Annotated in this window: 17 protein-coding genes and 1 pseudogene; 12 read left to right on the plus strand and 6 right to left on the minus strand. The window is 70.7% G+C overall.

The window, feature by feature from the left end; all coding sequences use genetic code 11:
* The first annotated feature begins 385 nt into the window (after positions 1-385).
* The 9 genes and pseudogenes from VE614_RS24990 (at position 386) to VE614_RS25030 (ending at position 6,899) form a co-directional block, all read left to right on the plus strand.
* Positions 386-723: pseudogene (locus tag VE614_RS24990) on the plus strand (MerR family transcriptional regulator).
* Between the two features lie 227 nt (positions 724-950).
* Complete coding sequence (locus VE614_RS24995) at positions 951-1,154, plus strand: cold-shock protein (RefSeq protein ID WP_007383480.1); 204 nt, start codon at positions 951-953, stop codon at positions 1,152-1,154.
* A 175-nt stretch (positions 1,155-1,329) separates the two neighbouring features.
* Positions 1,330-2,736 carry a DEAD/DEAH box helicase gene (locus tag VE614_RS25000; protein ID WP_414719652.1) on the plus strand — a complete coding sequence of 469 codons (1,407 nt, stop codon included), beginning with the start codon at positions 1,330-1,332 and terminating at the stop codon, positions 2,734-2,736.
* Positions 2,737-2,841: 105 nt separating this feature from the next.
* The gene (locus VE614_RS25005) at positions 2,842-3,240 is read left to right on the plus strand and encodes a CBS domain-containing protein (protein WP_324941361.1); all 399 of its coding nucleotides are present in this window, start codon (positions 2,842-2,844) and stop codon (positions 3,238-3,240) included.
* A 54-nt stretch (positions 3,241-3,294) separates the two neighbouring features.
* Entirely contained in the window at positions 3,295-3,585 is a 291-nt protein-coding gene (locus VE614_RS25010) for an SCO5918 family protein (RefSeq protein ID WP_324941364.1), read from the plus strand.
* A 29-nt stretch (positions 3,586-3,614) separates the two neighbouring features.
* On the plus strand, positions 3,615-3,989 hold the full coding sequence (locus tag VE614_RS25015) for a hypothetical protein (protein ID WP_324941367.1): 375 nt from the start codon (positions 3,615-3,617) through the stop codon (positions 3,987-3,989).
* Positions 3,990-4,117: 128 nt separating this feature from the next.
* A complete protein-coding gene (locus tag VE614_RS25020) occupies positions 4,118-4,594 on the plus strand; it encodes a DUF5994 family protein (protein WP_324941371.1) in 477 nt (158 codons plus the stop codon).
* A gap of 80 nt (positions 4,595-4,674) precedes the next feature.
* On the plus strand, positions 4,675-5,295 hold the full coding sequence (locus VE614_RS25025; protein WP_324941374.1) for a DUF7691 family protein: 621 nt from the start codon (positions 4,675-4,677) through the stop codon (positions 5,293-5,295).
* A gap of 86 nt (positions 5,296-5,381) precedes the next feature.
* Positions 5,382-6,899, plus strand: a complete 1,518-nt coding sequence (locus tag VE614_RS25030) for a hypothetical protein (protein ID WP_324941377.1) — start codon at positions 5,382-5,384, stop codon at positions 6,897-6,899.
* Positions 6,900-6,968: 69 nt separating this feature from the next.
* On the opposite strand, the gene VE614_RS25035 is transcribed toward VE614_RS25030, so the two are convergent.
* Positions 6,969-7,385, minus strand: a complete 417-nt coding sequence (locus VE614_RS25035; protein ID WP_324941383.1) for a hypothetical protein — start codon at positions 7,383-7,385, stop codon at positions 6,969-6,971.
* A gap of 405 nt (positions 7,386-7,790) precedes the next feature.
* Between VE614_RS25035 and VE614_RS25040 the strand changes: the two genes are divergently transcribed.
* Positions 7,791-8,819, plus strand: coding sequence for a bifunctional class I SAM-dependent methyltransferase/NUDIX hydrolase (locus VE614_RS25040; RefSeq protein WP_414719642.1), 1,029 nt, complete (start codon positions 7,791-7,793; stop codon positions 8,817-8,819).
* A gap of 35 nt (positions 8,820-8,854) precedes the next feature.
* Here VE614_RS25040 and VE614_RS25045 read toward each other — a convergent pair whose 3' ends face one another.
* Complete coding sequence (locus VE614_RS25045) at positions 8,855-10,333, minus strand: MFS transporter (RefSeq protein ID WP_324941386.1); 1,479 nt, start codon at positions 10,331-10,333, stop codon at positions 8,855-8,857.
* A 279-nt stretch (positions 10,334-10,612) separates the two neighbouring features.
* Here VE614_RS25045 and VE614_RS25050 point away from each other — a divergent pair, with 279 nt between their 5' ends.
* Together VE614_RS25050 and VE614_RS25055 are read left to right on the plus strand one after the other, a co-directional pair.
* Positions 10,613-11,275, plus strand: coding sequence for a maltokinase N-terminal cap-like domain-containing protein (locus VE614_RS25050; protein WP_324941389.1), 663 nt, complete (start codon positions 10,613-10,615; stop codon positions 11,273-11,275).
* Positions 11,276-11,352: 77 nt separating this feature from the next.
* Entirely contained in the window at positions 11,353-13,029 is a 1,677-nt protein-coding gene (locus tag VE614_RS25055) for a hypothetical protein (RefSeq protein ID WP_324941392.1), read from the plus strand.
* 56 nt (positions 13,030-13,085) lie between these two features.
* Here VE614_RS25055 and VE614_RS25060 read toward each other — a convergent pair whose 3' ends face one another.
* Genes VE614_RS25060 through VE614_RS25075 form a run of 4 tightly spaced genes read right to left on the minus strand, consistent with a single transcriptional unit; the run spans position 13,086 to position 16,896 of the window.
* Positions 13,086-14,486 (minus strand): NAD(P)/FAD-dependent oxidoreductase, encoded by a 1,401-nt coding sequence (locus VE614_RS25060; protein WP_324941395.1) that lies wholly within the window; start codon positions 14,484-14,486, stop codon positions 13,086-13,088.
* A 6-nt stretch (positions 14,487-14,492) separates the two neighbouring features.
* Positions 14,493-15,716: an MAB_1171c family putative transporter gene (locus VE614_RS25065; RefSeq protein WP_324941398.1), complete on the minus strand. Its 1,224-nt coding sequence runs from the start codon at positions 15,714-15,716 to the stop codon at positions 14,493-14,495.
* Positions 15,713-16,327, minus strand: coding sequence for a toxin (locus VE614_RS25070; RefSeq protein WP_324941400.1), 615 nt, complete (start codon positions 16,325-16,327; stop codon positions 15,713-15,715). The genes VE614_RS25065 and VE614_RS25070 overlap by 4 nt, the downstream gene beginning before the upstream one ends.
* Entirely contained in the window at positions 16,324-16,896 is a 573-nt protein-coding gene (locus VE614_RS25075) for a hypothetical protein (protein ID WP_324941403.1), read from the minus strand. The genes VE614_RS25070 and VE614_RS25075 overlap by 4 nt, the downstream gene beginning before the upstream one ends.
* Positions 16,897-17,038 lie beyond the last annotated feature (142 nt).

Consider the following 17,038-nt stretch of genomic DNA (forward strand, 5'->3'; position numbering starts at 1 on the left):
TCGCCGCGACGAACAGCGGCACACGCCCGCCGTGGAACCGGCCCCGCGCGTCCTCGGCTCGGCCGGTCCCGCCGCCGGCGTGCCGCCCCGGACCTCCAGCTCCCGCAAGGACAGGAGCGCGGCCCCGCTCGGGCGCCCGGCTTCGCATCGATCGCCGGCTTGGCGGACTGCACACGCCTCCGCCTCGTCATCGCGCCGTGGCGACGGCCTTCGGTTCAGCGGACGAGCGCGCCGCCGCGGGCGGCGGGAATCTTCGCCCGCCGGAGCACATATCCAGGTTCGGGAGCGATAGGGTCGTCCTCTCAGGCGGATGGCGCTCAGCCATCGGAGCAACGGGTGTCCATGCGCCCGCCCTCCCCCGCCACGTCCGCGGAACAAAGGTGCCATGCCCGCCGAGAACTCGCCCGTAGCCGGCAACCTCGACGATGACCACTACCCGGCCTACACCATGGGGCGAGCCGCGACATACTCGGCACCACCCCCGCCTTCCTGCGCGCCATCGGTGAGGCCGGGCTGGTCACGCCGCTGCGGTCGGAGGGCGGCCACCGCCGTTACTCCCGCCGCCAGTTGCGCATCGCCGCCCGCGCCCGCGAACTCGTCGACCAGGGGACCCCCGTCGAGGCCGCCTGCCGGATCATCACGCTCGAGGAGCGGCTCGACGACACCCACCGCGAGAACGACGAAATGCGGCGGAACCTGACGGATGACGGTAGGGATATCTAACGTCGCCGCTGCAGAATTACCGCGCCGGACGGGACGAGGATTAATCAGGCATGGGATTTCCCGGCGACCTGTGTTAGCGTAGTCGCAGTTGCAGTTTTGGTTACCAGAGACTTGTTTTCTGTACGGAGCTTTCCGGGACCTTCCAATCTTTCCGGAGGGGTGATCATCGCGGCGACTCGGAGTTCGCAAAGTGCGGATTCCGGCACTGCCCCCAAGGGAGATTCAATATGGCATCTGGCACCGTGAAGTGGTTCAACGCGGAAAAGGGCTTCGGCTTCATCGAGCAGGACGGCGGCGGCGCTGACGTGTTCGCCCACTACTCGAACATCGCCACCTCCGGCTTCCGCGAGCTTCAGGAGGGCCAGAAGGTGACCTTCGACGTCACGCAGGGCCAGAAGGGCCCGCAGGCCGAGAACATCGTTCCCGCCTGACGCTGACGCGAACCGAACGTGGCCGGGGCCCGCACTCTTGGGGTGCGGGCCCCGGCGCATTCACGTTCCCGCGCGAGCGGTCCGACATCTCCTCCCGCTGCGCGCCAGTACTTTTTCTCCGGCTCATTCTTGTGAATCCTCGTGCGGCCGTACGCCGCCCGGGTGGAATTCCTCGATACGTGCCGCATCGAGGAAGGTTCGTATGAACCGCACCCGTAGTCACGGCAGCCGCTTCCGCACCCTGCGCTCCCCCCACCGGACCGAGTTCGCCCTGCCGACCACATCGACCGCGGCCTTGCCGGCGGTGGAGCGGTTCGCCGAACTCGACATGCCCCAGCGTCTGCTCACCACCCTCCAGGCCCGGGGGATGGCCGCGCCCTTCCCCATCCAGGCCGCGACCCTGCCGAACGCGCTGGCCGGCCGCGATGTGCTGGGCCGAGGACGCACCGGCTCGGGCAAGACCCTCGCCTTCGGCCTGCCCCTGGTGGCCCGGCTGGACGGCCAGCGGGCCGAGCCCCGGCAGCCGCTCGCCCTCGTCCTCGTCCCCACCCGGGAGCTGGCCCAGCAGGTCACCGCCGCCCTCACGCCGTACGCCCGGGCCCTGCGCCTGCGGCTCGCCACGGTGGTGGGCGGCGTCTCGATCAGCCGGCAGGTACGGGCCCTGCGGGACGGCGCAGAGGTCGTCATCGCGACGCCGGGCCGTCTCAAGGACCTCATCGACCGCGGCGACTGCCGTCTGGACCAGGTCGGCGTCACCGTCCTGGACGAAGCCGACCAGATGGCCGACATGGGCTTCATGCCCCAGGTGACCGCGCTGCTCGACCAGGTGGGGCCGGACGGCCAGCGACTGCTCTTCTCGGCCACGCTCGACCGCAACATCGACCTTCTCGTACGGCGCTACCTCCACGATCCCGTGGTCCACTCGGTCGATCCGGCGGCGGGTGCCGTCACCACGATGGAGCACCACCTGCTGCACGTCCACGACGCCGACAAGCACACCGCCGTGACGGAGATCGCCGCTCGCGACGGACGGGTGATCCTGTTCCTGGACACCAAGCACGCGGCGGACCGGCTGACCAAGAAGCTGCTGTCCGTGGGCGTACGCGCCTCGGCCCTGCACGGAGGCAAGTCGCAGCCGCAGCGCAATCGGACGCTCGCCCAGTTCAAGGACGGCCTCGTCACCGTCCTGGTGGCCACCAACGTGGCGGCCCGCGGCCTGCACGTCGACGACCTCGACCTCGTCGTGAACGTCGACCCGCCCGGCGACCACAAGGACTATCTGCACCGCGGCGGCCGCACCGCCCGCGCCGGACGGTCGGGCACCGTCGTCACCCTGGTCCTGCCCCACCAGCGTCGCGCGGTGGACCGCCTGATGGCGGACGCGGGCATCAGGCCGCACGCCGCCCGGGTCGCCCCGGGCGACGCCGAGCTGCATCGCATCACCGGCGCCCGGACGCCGTCCGGCGTACCGGTCGTCCTCGCGACCCCGGTCGCGGAGCCGCCCCGGCACGCCGGGGCCGCCAGGCGCGGTCGGGGCGGGCGTGGCCGCCGCCCGTCCGCACGCGCGCCCCGCCAGCCCTGAGCATCCGAAGACCAGCAAGCACGGAAGACCGGAAGATCCGAGTGGAGTCGGCCCGCCGTTGACGAGTTGAAGCAGAGACGCCCGGCCGTCGAAGAGGAGAAGCCCTTGCCCCCCGTCCCTCCCCAGCCCCGCACGATCCTCGGCACCGGCCTGACCGCCGGTGACGCCATGGACGCCTCCGTGCCGCAGGTCGACGACCGCACGACGGTCGACGTGGCGCTGTCCGTACTCATCGGCGCCCGTGTCACGCACCTGCTGCTGCGGGACGACGACGGCCGCTGCTCCGGCCTGGTCACCCGGGCCCAGCTCGCCGCCCACCGTGGCGGATCGTGGTTCATCGACCGGACCCGGCTGCGGGACATCCCGTTCGACGGCGGGCCGTTCACCGCCTCCACCGCCGTCCTGGACGACGCGGAAGCCGCCATGCGGATCCGTACGCTCGACGTCTCCCCCGTCATCGACGACCACGGCTACGCCCTGGGCGTGCTCGCCCTGCCCCGCTGACCCCCTTCGTCCACCCCCAAATCGGCGTCTCTCACCCAACCCTGTCGAGGCATCATGCGCTGTGTCATCGCCCGTTTCCCCTTCGACCTGATCAAGAGCGAGGTCGAGCAGTCGATGGAGGGCATCAAGCCCGAACCCGTCACCGGTGTGTCCGTGACCATCGGCCGTCGCACCTACCCCGTGAAACAGGTCGGGGAAGTGATCACCAAGCAGGACCGCCGTGACTTCACCGCGGACGAGGTGCGCAGAGCGCTGACCCGGCTCGGTTTCGTCTGCCACGAAGCCCCCGTCGCCGCACCGAGTCCGTGGAATGTCCGAGACGTCGGCGGTCCGCAGGGCTCGTAGCGCGTCTCCCTGGGCTAGGCTCCACAGGCATGGCGCACCCTGACGATCTGCTTCTCGGCATCGCCGAAGCGGTGGAGTCTCAGCACAGCAGTCGGATGTCCCTCACCGTGGTGGTCCCCGGAGCCGTCATCACCGGACGGCTGGCCCCCGAAGCCCTGTGGAAGCAGCGCGTGGCGGAGGTACTGCGGGACTCGACGGACCTGCGGCACTTCGCGGGGGTGTTCTCCGCACCGGACGGCGACGACTCGCCGCCCCGCTCCGGCCGGCCCACCCACCTCCACTTCCATCTCGCCCGGATCCTCCAGGGCAGCGTCGGCATCCCGGACACGGGTGGGATGTACCGCGTAGCCCTGGAGGATGTGAGCGCCTGGACCATCGGGGACATCCGCTACTCCGACCAGTGAGCCCCGACGGCGGGCCGGACGTACCCTTGCTGCCACCGAGAACATTTCGGGCAGCGCGTCCACGGCGGTGCCGTTCCCGGCAAACGACAGAGGCGGACGGCCCGTGCCGTCCGGGACGGGATCGCATCATGGACGTCACCGGAAAGCCGGCAGCGGGCAGCGCTCCGGGGGGAGCGCATACGTACCGGATGCCGGAGCCCCGGCTGCTGCTCACCGCGAGGGGCGGCCAGGGCCCGCTCGACGGGGCCTGGTGGCCGCGCTGCGACGCGCTGGAGCTGGAGTTGCCGGCGCTGGTCGGCGCGCTGGATCCCGGGCTCGGCAGGGTCACCAGGGTCACCGTCGACACGGCCGCCTGGCCGGATGCCCCGCGTACGGTGCTGGTACCCGGTCATGTGATCGCCGTGTCCCTGTCGGGGGTGGTCACCGAGGCGCACGCCATCACGCTGGACTGCGGCACCGTGGGGCGCTGGGAGTTGCTGGTCGTCCCGCCCGCCGAGCCGGTGGCGGCGGCCCGCTGGCTGCTCGCCACCGCCGCCGATCCGGGGAACGAGCTGACGGCCGCCGCCATGCTGGCCCTGGCCGAGTCCGGCTTCGGCGGCGCCTGAGTCTCCGCGCCGGTTCGATGACACCGCGGCGGTCGACCGCGGCCGACGGCAGTGTCAGTGGCGTGCCTTAGATTCGCCCCATGAGTTCCTCTCTGAGCGTCTACCTGCTCGACGTCGCCGCCACGCGTGCCCTGGTCGGCTCCCGCGACGATCAGTTGCTGGAGGTGATCCGCGACACCTTCGGGGACGACCTGGCCCGCGACGACGACTATTTCAGTCACGCGACAGCCCAGGGTGCCCCCACGGCGTACGAGGCGCTGCACGCCGTCGTCCACGGCGGGCCGTTCAGCTCGGACGAGGACCACGCCTTCCAGTACGGCTACGCCTACAAGCGCCTGTGCTCGCTCACCGGCTCCTTCCTGGACAACGACTGCTTCACGCCGCACCGGGGAGACTGGCTGTCGGTGGTCGACCAGGGGCTGAAGGCTCTGGGTATCACCGCCGTGTCCGTCGAGGAGTTCGGGTACGGCGGTCTGCCCGCTCCGCTGCCGTACACGTTCACACCGGGGTGCGGTGAGTGGACGCCCGATCAGATATCCCAGGCGCTCGACCAGTTCGAGGCCACCAAGCGGGCCGTCGACGAATCGGGGCAGGCGCCGCCGCTGGAGCCCGAGGTCGTGGAGGCCGTCATGCAGTGTCTCGGCTGGATGCGGCACGCGGCGGAGCGGCCGGGCTTCGGCGTCATCGGCTTCCGCTCCTGAAGTCCCGGCGCACTGCGGTGAGTCGGCCCCGCGGGGGTACGAAATCCGGGAGCCGTTGCGGCGGCGGCCGGACAGGATGGGGGCTTGTGAATCGTGTCCATGTCCTGTGCGGACTCGCCGCCAATCCCGCCCTGCCTTCCGAGCTGATCGACCGGCTGATCGACATCGCGGACGCCGGCCTGGCGGGCGACCTCGCCGGCCGTACGGACCTCAGCCGGGCGCAGGCGAGCGCGCTGGCCGCACGCGGTGAGGAGGCCGCCGTACAACTCGCCTACTCGGCCGGGTTGCGGGCCGACGACGTCGACCCCGTGAAGCAGCCGCGGGCCGCGCTCGCCCTTCTCGACGAAGGTGCGGGCCGGGCCGAGTGGGCGCGGCTGTTCGCGTCGGACCCGGACGTCGTGCACCGGGAGAAGCTGGCCGCCTGCCCCGGTCTCCCGGCCGATGTGGTGGAGACGCTCGCCGCCGACCCGGACCCGCGCGTCGTCACGGAGCTGGCGCTGTGGACGACAGCGGACGTCATCACACGGCTCGCGGAACACCCTCATGCCGAGGTCCGGCGCGCGGTGGCGGCGAACCAGGCGACGCCCTCGGCCGTACTGGGGATGCTGATCACCGGGGAAGGGCTCGCCCCCGCCCGGCAGTGCCTGGTCTGTGACCGTGAGCAGCCGCCGTTCGTCCACGACCCCCACTGCCCGCGGCGGGACTGCGGCCTTCGCGCGGGTGCCGCCTGCGACGGCTCGCACCGGTCCACGGTGCACGAGATCCAGCAGACGGCCCTCCGGAACCCGGCCACACCGACCGCGGCGGTCCTGGGCTTCGCCGACCACCGCTCGGCCCTGCTGCGCACTGAACTCGCCGCCCGGCCCGACCTCCCGCCACACGTCGCCGGGCGCCTCGCCGACGATCCCGTTCCTGGGGTCCGCGCCACCGTCGCCGGGAATCCGGCGATCGACGACGCCCTGATGCGCGCCCTGGCCACCGACCAAGGTGCCGACGTGCGACGGAGCTTGGCACACAACCCGCGTGTGCCACTCGACGTCCTCGTCGGCCTGGCCGGTGTCGTACGGATCGGCCCGACGCTGCTGCCCCGCATCGCCGCCGCCTCCCCGGCGGAGGTCGTGGAGCTGGCCGCGTCACCGAACCCGGCGGTACGCACACTCGTGGCGACACGCCGAGATCTGCCCGCCGAAATCCGCGACGCGCTGGCCGCCGACCCCGACGCGAAGGTCGTCAAGTCCGTCGCACCGCACCCGGGCCTGTCCGAGGCCCGGCTGCGCGCCATGGTGGACCGGCATGGCGTCCAGGTGGTCGCCCGCGTGGCGGCCAATCCGGACGCCTCCCCCGCGCTGCTGGAAGACCTGTCGCGCCACCAGCCCCCGGTGAAGAAGGCGTTCAGGGAGATCGCCCGGCACCGTCACGCCACGCCGCCCGCGTTGCTGGCCTGCCTGACGGACGACCGGGCCGGACCCCTCGCCGCCCGCCACCCCGCCCTGCCGCCGCACATCATCGTGGACCTGCTCGGCGACGAGGAGGGGTCGGTGGCGGAAGCGGCAGCGGCCAACCCGTCCCTGCCGCTGTCCGTGATGGCGGCGCTGGTGCCCTAGCCGCCACCGCCGGCGATGGGATCGTCCGGGGTCCGCCGACGCCCAGCGGCGATCAGGCGGGGCGCTTGATCATATTGACGATGCCGACCGCCACCACGGTTCCAAGGACCCAGCCCAAAATAACGCCCTGAGCTGGGTGAAGCGGCATCCGAGGAGATAGATCGCCGGTGCGTGCGCCTGTTCCAGATTGACTGATCCGAGTTCGCAGTCCGTGAGTTCCAGCGGACACCGCAGCGTCGCGGCCTCGAAATCCAGCTCTCCAGTGATCCGAGCTCCCCGCAAACGCAGACGGTGTGGCTTCTCCGGGAGATGGATGCCCATCGCCAGCTGACGGATGAGGTCCGCCGGCACCTCCTCGGCCGGTCGAGCGACCACTTCCTCGCCGGGCACTACGGCATCCCACAAGCGCCTCTCGATACCGGAGGCACCCCGCCGCGTGTGGATTTTGCGTGTCACCGGAGACTCCAACGGGACGATCATCAGCACGTCATGACTCGTCTCGATCCTTCGCCGGCGCGCCGGGGCCCGCTACGTCTCAGTCCCGCCACTCCCCCGACCAGGTGATCTCCGGCTCACGCATACGCCCGTACGAGTCAAGAGTTCGGCCGGCTTGGCGAGACCCAGTCCGTCCGCATAACGTCGTCCGCCCGCCCCGGCGGCCTTCGTGGTCTGGGGCGGTCCGGACCGCACGGGTGCTGATCGGAGTGCGGGCCCGGCGGAGAGAATGCGCACATGACTGCGCAGCCGACCAACGAGCAGAGCTGGATCCTCTATGGCCAGCGTCAGCTGGATCACGGGTACGCGCCACCGGTGCCGGATCGCCTCGACTGGGCGTTCTAGCCGGGTGTCGGCCCCGGTGCCGAGATCCTGGGTGACCTGCGGGGCAAGCGCGTGCTCGACGTCGGGTCGGGGCCCGGTCACCACGCCGTGCATCTGGCCCGCGCCCATGGCGCCCTGGTGGACGGGATCGAGCTGTCCCCCACTCAGCACCGGCGTGCCATGGCCGGCCACGGCTCCGAACCCGGTGTGCGCTTCTTCCGCGCCGACGTCGCCGACCATCTGCGTCATGCGGAGCCGTACGAGGCGGCCTACGGTGTCCGGTCCTTCGGCTGTATCGATCCGCACCATCTGCTGCCCGCGCTGCGGGACGGCCTGGCCGATGGCGCGCCCCTCGTCTTCTCGGCCCTGCACACCGACAACGAGGGCCACGGCCCGTCCGGCACCGTCGCCCCGCGCCGGCAGGTCATCCGGCTGCGGGAGGAGGAACCGATCCCGATCGACATGTGGGTGCTCACCCCGCAGGTGTGGGAGGACCTGCTCGCCGAGCACTGCTTCGTCGTCGAGGCGGTGGAGCTGCTGCGTGCGCCGGAGTCCGGCAATCCAGTGGTGGTCCAGGTCGTCAGGGCGAGGCGTCTGCCGCGCCCGGGACCGTCCCGGGTCTCCAGCCGCCCCCGCACGCACCGTCCGCCGGTCCCGCATGCCGCCGTGGGGGCCGGAGCCATCGTCTACGGCGAGCGGGGGCTGCTGCTCGGCCGCCACCGCCGAGGGACTTGGGAGCTTCCCGGGGGGAGCGTGGAGCCCGGCGAGAGCTTCGAGGACACGGTCGTGCGCGAACTCGCGGAGGAAACGGGACTCCAGGCGCGCCGCGACGATGTCACGCTCCTCGGGACACTGGTCGACCGGGTGGGCGAGGTGCCGCGCGTCACCGTCGGGGCCGTCGTCACGGCCTGGCAGGGCGAGCCCGCCGACCAACCGGACGAGAGCGTCGGAGAATGGAGGTGGTATCACCTGGACGATCTCCCTCAAGGACTGTTCGTCTGCTCCGCGCAGATCCTCACCGCCTGGCGCCCGGATCTGCCCATCGACCGTGCCCCGGCGCACTTCACCCCCTTCCGCACGGACGGCACCACAGCGCGGTGAACCGCGTCGCGGGGTCGTGACGCGACGGCGGTGCGTCAGACCGTCGGCATTCCCCCGCCCTGGAGCCGTTCCAGGTCGGAGGGGCGGACCTGGATGACGAGGAGGGCGATCACCGCGGCGAGCGCGGTGAAGATCGCCGCCGTGCTGAAGGCGGCGGAGACGCCCGAGGTCAGGATCTCGTCGGCCCACGGCGGCGGGAGCTGCCCGGTGCGCTCGAAGCGCAGCCGCTCCGCGGGGGTCGCCTGGGCGAGGAATGCGGGGATCTGCTTGGCCGCCTCGTTGCTGCTGGCCGTGCCGAACATGGTGACCAGGATGGACAGGCCGAGGGAGCCGCCCACCTGCTGGGTGGCGTTGAGGAGGCCGGAGGCGGCGCCCGTCTCATGGGTGGCCACGTTGGACAGCGCCATCAGGGTCAGGGACACGAACTCCATGCCCATACCGAGGCTGAAGACGAGGATCGGGCCGAGAACGCTGCCCGCGTACGTCGAGTGGACATCGGTCAGGGTCAGCCACGCGAGGCCCACGGCGGCCAGCAGCGCGCCCGTGACCATGAACGGCTTGGGCCCGTACCTCGGCAGGAGGTGGGACGCGAGCCCGGCGCCCACCGCGATGACGGCGCTCACGGGGAGGAAGGCCAGCCCGGCCTGGAGCGGGCTGAAGTCCAGCACGTTCTGGACGAAGAGCGTGAGGAAGAAGAACATGCCGAAGATCGCGGCGGCGAGGCTGAGCATCATGCCGTACGTGCCCGCCCGATTGCGGTCCGCGAACATGTGCAGGGGCGTGATCGGCTGCGGGGAGCGCCGCTCGAGCAGGATGAACGTCACCAGGATGACGACGGCCGCGCCGAACGCCCCCAGGGTGAGCCCGTCCCGCCAGCCGTCCTGCGCGGCCCGGATGAAGCCGTACACGAGCAGCACCATGCCGACGGTGGAGGTCAGCGCGCCGATCAGATCGAAGTGCCCGGGGTGACGCTCGGACTCCCGGATCCAGCGCGGGGTGGCCAGCACGATGAGCAGCCCGATGGGAACGTTGACGAACAGCACCCAGCGCCAGTTCAGCCACTCGACCAGCATCCCGCCCGCCAGCAGCCCGATCGCGCCGCCGCCCGCCGAGACCGCGGCGAACGCCCCGAACGCCCTGTTGCGTTCGGGCCCTTCACGGAACGTCGTACTGATCAGGGCGAGGGCGGTCGGGGACGCGATGGCGCCGCCGACGCCCTGCAGGGCACGGGCGGCGAGGAGTTGCCAGTCGTTCTGGGACAGGCCGCCGAGCAACGAGGCCAGGACGAAGAGGAGAACGCCGAAGACGAAGACGCGCCGTCTGCCGAGGATGTCGCCCACCCGGCCGCCGAGCAGCAGCAGTCCCCCGAAAGTGAGGGTGTACGCGTTGACCACCCAGGACAGGCTGGTCGTGGAGAAACCGAGCGAGCGCTGGATGTCCGGCAGCGCGATGTTGACGATGGTGATGTCGAGCACCACCATCAGCTGACAGGACGCGATGACCAGCAACGCCATGCCCCTCCCACGGCCTTCGCCCCGCTCCTTGTCCTGCGGGGCGGCCCGTGCTGCGCGAGTGGGCTCGGGATTGCTCATGGCATCGCGCCGTGGGGGCGGTGGATCGTGACTGGTTCCCGCCAGATCCGACCCTACGCCGCGGCGGAACGGCCCACCAATCGATCACGGAGCCGGGCCCCCACCGAGAGTCGGCGACGGTCACAATGAGTAGGTCGGCCGGAGCGCCGGCGGCGCCCCTTGAAAAGCTCTCACCTCTGCTCACAGGGAGACCCGATTCGCATGGCCGTCATCCACCACACCGTCCTCAAGCCGAGCAAGCTGGAACTGCTCACCTCCTGGCTGCCCTCCCGGCCGTGGTACCGCGGCGGGGCGGGCGCACCGAGGTTGACCAAGGCCGGCGGGTTCCGGCTGGACGATCCACGGGGTGCGGTCGGGATCGAGTTCATGGTGGTCACCGACACCGCCGGCGCCGATCCGGCCGCCTACCTGGTGCCGCTGACCTATCGAGGCGAGCGGCTCGACGGAGCGGATCACGCTCTGGTCGGCACCATGGAGCACGGAGTGCTGGGACGGCGCTGGGCCTACGACGGCTGCCACGATCCGGTGCTGGTCGCCCAGTTGCTCGCGCTGATCGAGGGCCACGCGCAGGCCCAGGACCAGAACGCCAGCGACACCCCCGACCGGGACGTCACACGCTCCCGCACCGGTGACGGCTCTCTCCTCACGGACTTCTCCGCGACCGCCACCACCGCCGACGACCGGGAGGGCACCGAGCTGACTGTCGCGCCCCGTACGACCCTGCGCCTGCACCGGGTCCTGCGGCCCGCCCCGGACGGCCGTCCCGTCCTCCCCCAGGGAGCGACCGGCCATGTCGCCGGTGCCTGGAGCACGCCGGAGGGCTCCCGCGCGCGGGGACTGTTCGCCGTCCTGACATCTGGATGACCATCAGATGGCCACTCCGTATACTCCGCCGGAGCACGATCCGTCCGCACACCCGGCCAGAGAGTCCGCCTGCCGTCATGAAGAATTCCCTGCCTCCACTGTCTCCCAACTACGCGACGCAGAAAAACCGAGCCTATAAGGAAAGCGTGGAGGTGCACGGGAAGTGGCCGGTGGAGTTCCAGTTCCGCCCGGCGCAGGGAGACCGCCGGCACCTGCTGGTGGTCTTCTCCTCCGTGGGCAGCAAGTACGGATTCGGCAACGCGCTCGAGAGCGTCAAGTGCAACATCCTCAGGATTCGCGATCACTTCGACGACGGGGCCTCGTACTATGTGGCCAGGAACATGGACTTCAGCGTCACGGATTCCATACAGGCGCTGATAGAGGACTATATGCGGCGGCTGCGGGTGACCCGGGACGAGGTGACTCTCCTGGGCGCTTCGAAGGGCGGCAGCGCCGCGCTCTATTACGGCCTGAAGTACGACTACAAGAACATTGTGGCGTCGACTCCGCAGTACTTTCTGGGAAGTTACTCGAAGGGTCACGGCCAGCTCGGAGACGCCGTCCTGGGCGAGGGCCAGCCCGATGAGAACGTGGCCGTCCTTGATGCCGTCATGAAGGATCTCCTCGACCAGGACGCGGATCTCAAGCGGAACATCTATCTGGTCTCCTCCCCCGGTGATTACCAGTACGAGCAGGAAGTCAAGCACTATCTCCCGGCGCTGCGGGAATACGAGAACTTCAATTTCCTGTTCGTGGAATCGCCCACGGTGCGCCGGCACGACGAGGTGGTCCGGCAGGCGCTGCCGTCGATCCTGAGCATCGTGTACTCCCTCACCGAGGGCGTCGCACCCCGGTGGGGAGACGTCCGGACAGGGAACTACTCCGCGGACCCGGAGGAGGCCGCCGAGTACCTGGCCGAGCTGCGGCAGCGCAACACCGCCCTGGCCACGCTCAACCGCGCCGTGTTCACGGACGGCAGTCTGGAGCTGAAGGGGCACGCCTTCCTGCCGGGCGAGTCGCCCGACGGCCCGGCGGAGGAGACCAAGCGGCTCGTCCTGGAGAAGGACGGCGAGACCTGGGTGTACCCGCTGGAGACCACGAAGGAGATCAGGCTCTACCGGGATTACTTCGACGAGTATTTCTGCGAGTACGCCATGGGCGGGTTCGCCTCCCAGGGAGATCTGACCTTCACCGAGCTTCCCCAGGGCACCTACGACGTGTCCGTCTGCATCACCAGCGAGGACGAGGGGATCGAGCGGCGGACCCGGCTGATCTCACAGAACGCGGTGGACCGACGCCAGGTCTGCGGCGACTCGGAGCTTCTCTTCCGAGGTGGCAAGGGCGGCCTCAAGCTGGTCAAGCGGAGCATCATCGGTTTCGATTCCGAGGGCGTGTCCTTCTCCGCCGAGAAACTGGAGGAGAAGGACCGGAAGCTCCACGCGGAAGGTGTCTTCTTCGTGCCCGGAAGGAATGCCGACCGCGACGCGCACGCCTTCTACTACCTGGTTCTCCAGGGGAAGACCGGATGTCACTCTTTCCCCCTGAGCGTGAAGAAGAACCCGGACGCCGTACGGCCGCACAAGCAGCCCGGCGACCTCGGTAACTACGACTCCGGATACTTCACCACGGGGCCCGGCGGAGTGGACGTATCGGATCTTCCGGCGGGCAGGTACAGCGTGCTCGTGTCGATGAGCGCCGGCGGTGCCCTGTTCACCAAGAAGGCCGGGAAGATCACCCTGAAGAAGACCCGCTGACCTGGCGAAAGGCTGGCCGGCCGACGTCGGCCGGCCGGCCCCCCACCCCCGGCAGGTCATCCGACGGCGGCACGCCGTTCCGGCTCGGTCAGCGGCGGGCCCTGGAGGAAAGGTTTCTTCGGACCGAAGAGCATGGGGATGATCATGCCGGGTGAGAACAGCCGGGCGGGCGGCTTCTCCAGGCTCATCACGTCCAGGAGGGCGGCGAGGGCGCGCGGGTTGCGCGCGCCGGTCTCCACGCAGCGGTCGACGAAGGCGGCGAGGTACTTCTCCAGCGCCGTGGGCGGGGTGTCGGCCGCGCCCGGGTAGAAGATGTCCTGCCCGACGGCGAGGTCCCAGGCCGCGGCCACGGGGCGGGCGGCGGCGCGCTGCAGTCGGCGCGCCGTGCCGGGCGCGGTGATGTCCGTCGTGCGGAGGACGGCGCGGACGGCGAGCGCGCACTGGGCGGCGACGGTGAGGCCGTGTCCGTAGACGGGGTTGTAGCTGGCTATGGCGTCGCCGAGGACGGTGAAGCCGTCCGGCCAGCGGGCCGACTTCTCGTAGTAGCGGCGGTGGTTCGCGGTGCTGCGCGTGGTGGCGACGTCGCCGATCGGTTCGGCGTTCTTGAGCAGTTCCCCGATCACGGGGTCGCCCAGCCCGAGGGCGAAGTCGACGAACGCGTCCGGATCGCCGGTGGGTTCCGCGCCGCGTGTGCCGGAGAGGGTGACGATCCACCGCCCGTTCTCGACGGGCAGCACGATGCCGCCCCGGCCGGGGGCCTTGGCCGGGTTGGCCTGCACGTTGACGAGCGGGAAGACGGTGTCCGCCGTGGCGCCGGGCGCGCGGTAGAGGCGGGTGGCGTAGGCGACACCGGCGTTGACTTCCCGCTCGGGGACCGGCGGCAGGCCGAGCGCGGTGAGCCATTGGGGGGCGCGGGAGCCGCGGCCGGAGGCGTCCACGACGAGGTCGGCGGTGAGGGGGCGCTCCTCGTTCTCGACGCGCACGTGGACGCCGGTGACGCGAGAGGCGTCCCCGATGAGTTCCAGGGCGTTCGCGCGGGGCAGGAGGGTGATGCGCTCGTCGCGCAGTACGCGGGCACCGAGGCCCGCGTCGAGCAGCGGACGCGAGCAGACCAGGTTGCGGTGATGGGTGGCGGTGAAGCGCCGGAACCAGACCTCGTTGGGGGCGCGCGAGACCATGTCGCCCATGATGTGCGCGAGGCGGGCGCCCCGGGCCACGATCTCGTCGGTGACTCCGGGAAGCAGCTCGTCGAAGGCCTTCACGCCGCCGCTCCACACGAGATGCGCGTGACGGGACTGCGGGACACCGCGCCGGGGTTCGGGACAGGCCGGAAGGATGTCACGTTCGACGACCGTGACATCGGCGAACTCGGCGAGGGCGGCCGCGGCGAAGAGGCCGGCGGCACTCGCGCCGATGACGACCGCGGTGGGCCGGCGGCTGGTGGATCTGTCGGTCATGTGCGTTCACGCTTTCTGTTCATCGATGTGGCCGGCCCTGTCCGGCCGAACCGCCGGCCCGGCCCGCACCGCCTGTCGGCGGACGTCCTCGAGGGCGCGGGGGCGGCTGAGGCTGCGGGAGATGGCCTCCAGGTGGTCGGTGATGTCGTGACCGACCTGGGAGGGCCGCTCGCCCGGCTCGCGCGGGGCGCCGTTGCCGTAGGAGCTGAGTGCCGCCTGGAGGGCGACGGCGCCGGCGAGGCCGCGGGCTCGTGTCTCGTCGTGGCGGGCGGACGCCGCCTGGTGGGCCCTGCGGTACAGGTCGTGGTCGAGGTGGGGGGCGAGACGCAGCAGGCCGTCATGGATGTGCTGCTGGCGTTGCAGCAGGCGCAGGTCGAGGGGGGCGAATCTGCTCACCCGGGCCCGGACGGCGGACGGGGCCACGTCGTCGATGACCCGGGCGAGGGATCGCAGCCGCCAGTAGGCGAGTTGTTCGCGCGGCCAGGTCTGGAGGAAGGGCCCGATGACGGGAAGGATGAAGCCGATGGCCACCAGGGTCGCGCCGAGGATGGCGAAGGGAGGAGCGAGGTACGTGGACAGCCAGTCCCAGTCGGTGCCCGTCCAGCGCGCCGCGACCGCCGTCAGTTTGGCCAGGGCGTAGACGACCCCGAAGGCGTAGCCGGTCTGGAGGAAGAGCAGTCCCGTTTTCAGCCATCGGGCGCTGACCTGGTAGATCCAGGTCCAGATCATGTAGGTCGCGACGAGCGTGGAGATGAGGAATGCGAGCAGGTACAGCAGGATGTGCTCGCGCATCCACGGGGTGGTGGCGTAGTGGGTGTCCAGGTCGTAGATGCGTTCCTCGGACACGTCGGCCAGAAGGAACGTGATCCACAGGGCGGTGATGGTGCCCGCGTGGATCGCCCAGACGGAGCGGACGCGGCGGCGGCGCCGGGGGGACGGTTCTTCCCGCCATGTGATGATCATGGCGAGGCAGGCGCCGGAGAATCCGGTGAGCAGCGAGTACGACCAGGGGGCCGCGAAGTTCGGCACGCCCGTCACGGTGTTGATCGCGTGGATGCTCGCGGGAGCCACGGACAGGAAGACGCCGGAGGCCCACAGCAGGACCAGCCAGGTCGCGCGCGCGTCCGGATTGCGCCACGACCGTACGAAGGTGGGGAACTTCGCGCCGAGCCCGGCCAGCAACAGCACGGTGGGCAGGGCGTAGGGGAGGTGGACTTCGGTGAGGCTCATCCGAGGATCTGCCCGCCGCGGTGGCTGAGGGAGAGGTTGATCCGGCCTTCCACCGTGGTGGGGTTGACCGGGCCTCTCGCGTGCCGGCCGGCCATCCAGGCGCGGACCTCGCGGCCGAAGAGCAGACCGAACGTCTCGGCGTCCACCTCGTGGTCGTCCGCGGATCCGGCTCGTCCGGCGATGGTGAGCAGCGCGTGGCGCGGGACTTCCTGCGAGGCGAGGATGGCCTCCGCGGCCCGCCGCAGGAGGTCGGGGGTGGCGGGCCGGGCGGCGAACGCGCGGGTGGCCGCGGGCAGGCCGGCGATGTGGTGCGGGCACTCTCCCTGCTCCTCGTGCCACAACTCGTGGCCGAGGATGACCAGTTGGGCCTCCGGGACGGCGCGCTCCTCCACGACGATGATGGAGCGGTCCCCGCAGTCCAGGCGCATGCCCGAGACGGGGAGGTCGTCGGGGAAGGCGCGCAGGGCCAGTTGCACGGGCCGGCCGCGGCGGACGCTCATCGCCCGGCAGAAGCCGTGCATGACGGTCGGGGGGTCCGCGGGGCGCTGGATGATCTTCGAGGCCTCCTTGCCGAGGTAGGCGAGGAGAGCCTTCATCGCTCTGGTGCTCACCGGTCGGTGTCCTCCTTTCTGGGCAGCACCGAATGGATGACTCCCTCCAGCAGCCGGTCCAGCGCCTCGGGTGTCAGGGAGCCGTGCCGGCGCAGGTCCGCGGCCCGGACTCCGTACTTTCTCAGCAGGGCTTCGACGGGGTCCTTCTCCGGGTTCTCCAGCTCGGCCAGGACGGGCAGCAGGGCGCGGTTGAGCGCCTTGTCGGCGGGGGCGGTGAAGAACGCCTCGCCGTCCTCCAGGCCGAAGAACTCGGCGAGTTTGTGCAGGTGCTCGATGTTGGGCACCTTCTTGCCTTCGAGGATGAGGCGGGCCCACACGTCCGAGACGTTCAGGTCGCCGCCGACCTCGGCCGCGAGCGCCGCCATCTTCCTGCCGGTGCGGCGCAGGTTGGCTTCGGCCAGGACGCGGATGCGCGCGGAGAACCGCTGCGGGACGGTGTCGTCGGGCGGGGCGGCTCCCCGGAGCAGCACGCGGACCGTCGGCTCGGGCAGCGCGGTCCTGGCCGCGAGGTCCCGGGTGTCGAGGAGCGCGGACCGGTCCAGGTCCTGCTCCTGGATGAGTTCTTCCAATCGCCGGACCGTGTCCGCGAGTTGCGGTGATGCCGCCACCAAGGTGCTCCTCGGGCCATGGAGGTACGAGATCTCTGGCGCTGCCCGCACTCTACGTGCCGTCGCGACTTCCCTCAACGATCGTTTACCAGCCGAAAATCAT

It is taken from the genome of Streptomyces sp., from assembly GCF_035645055.1.
Classification (GTDB): Bacteria; Actinomycetota; Actinomycetes; order Streptomycetales; family Streptomycetaceae; genus Streptomyces.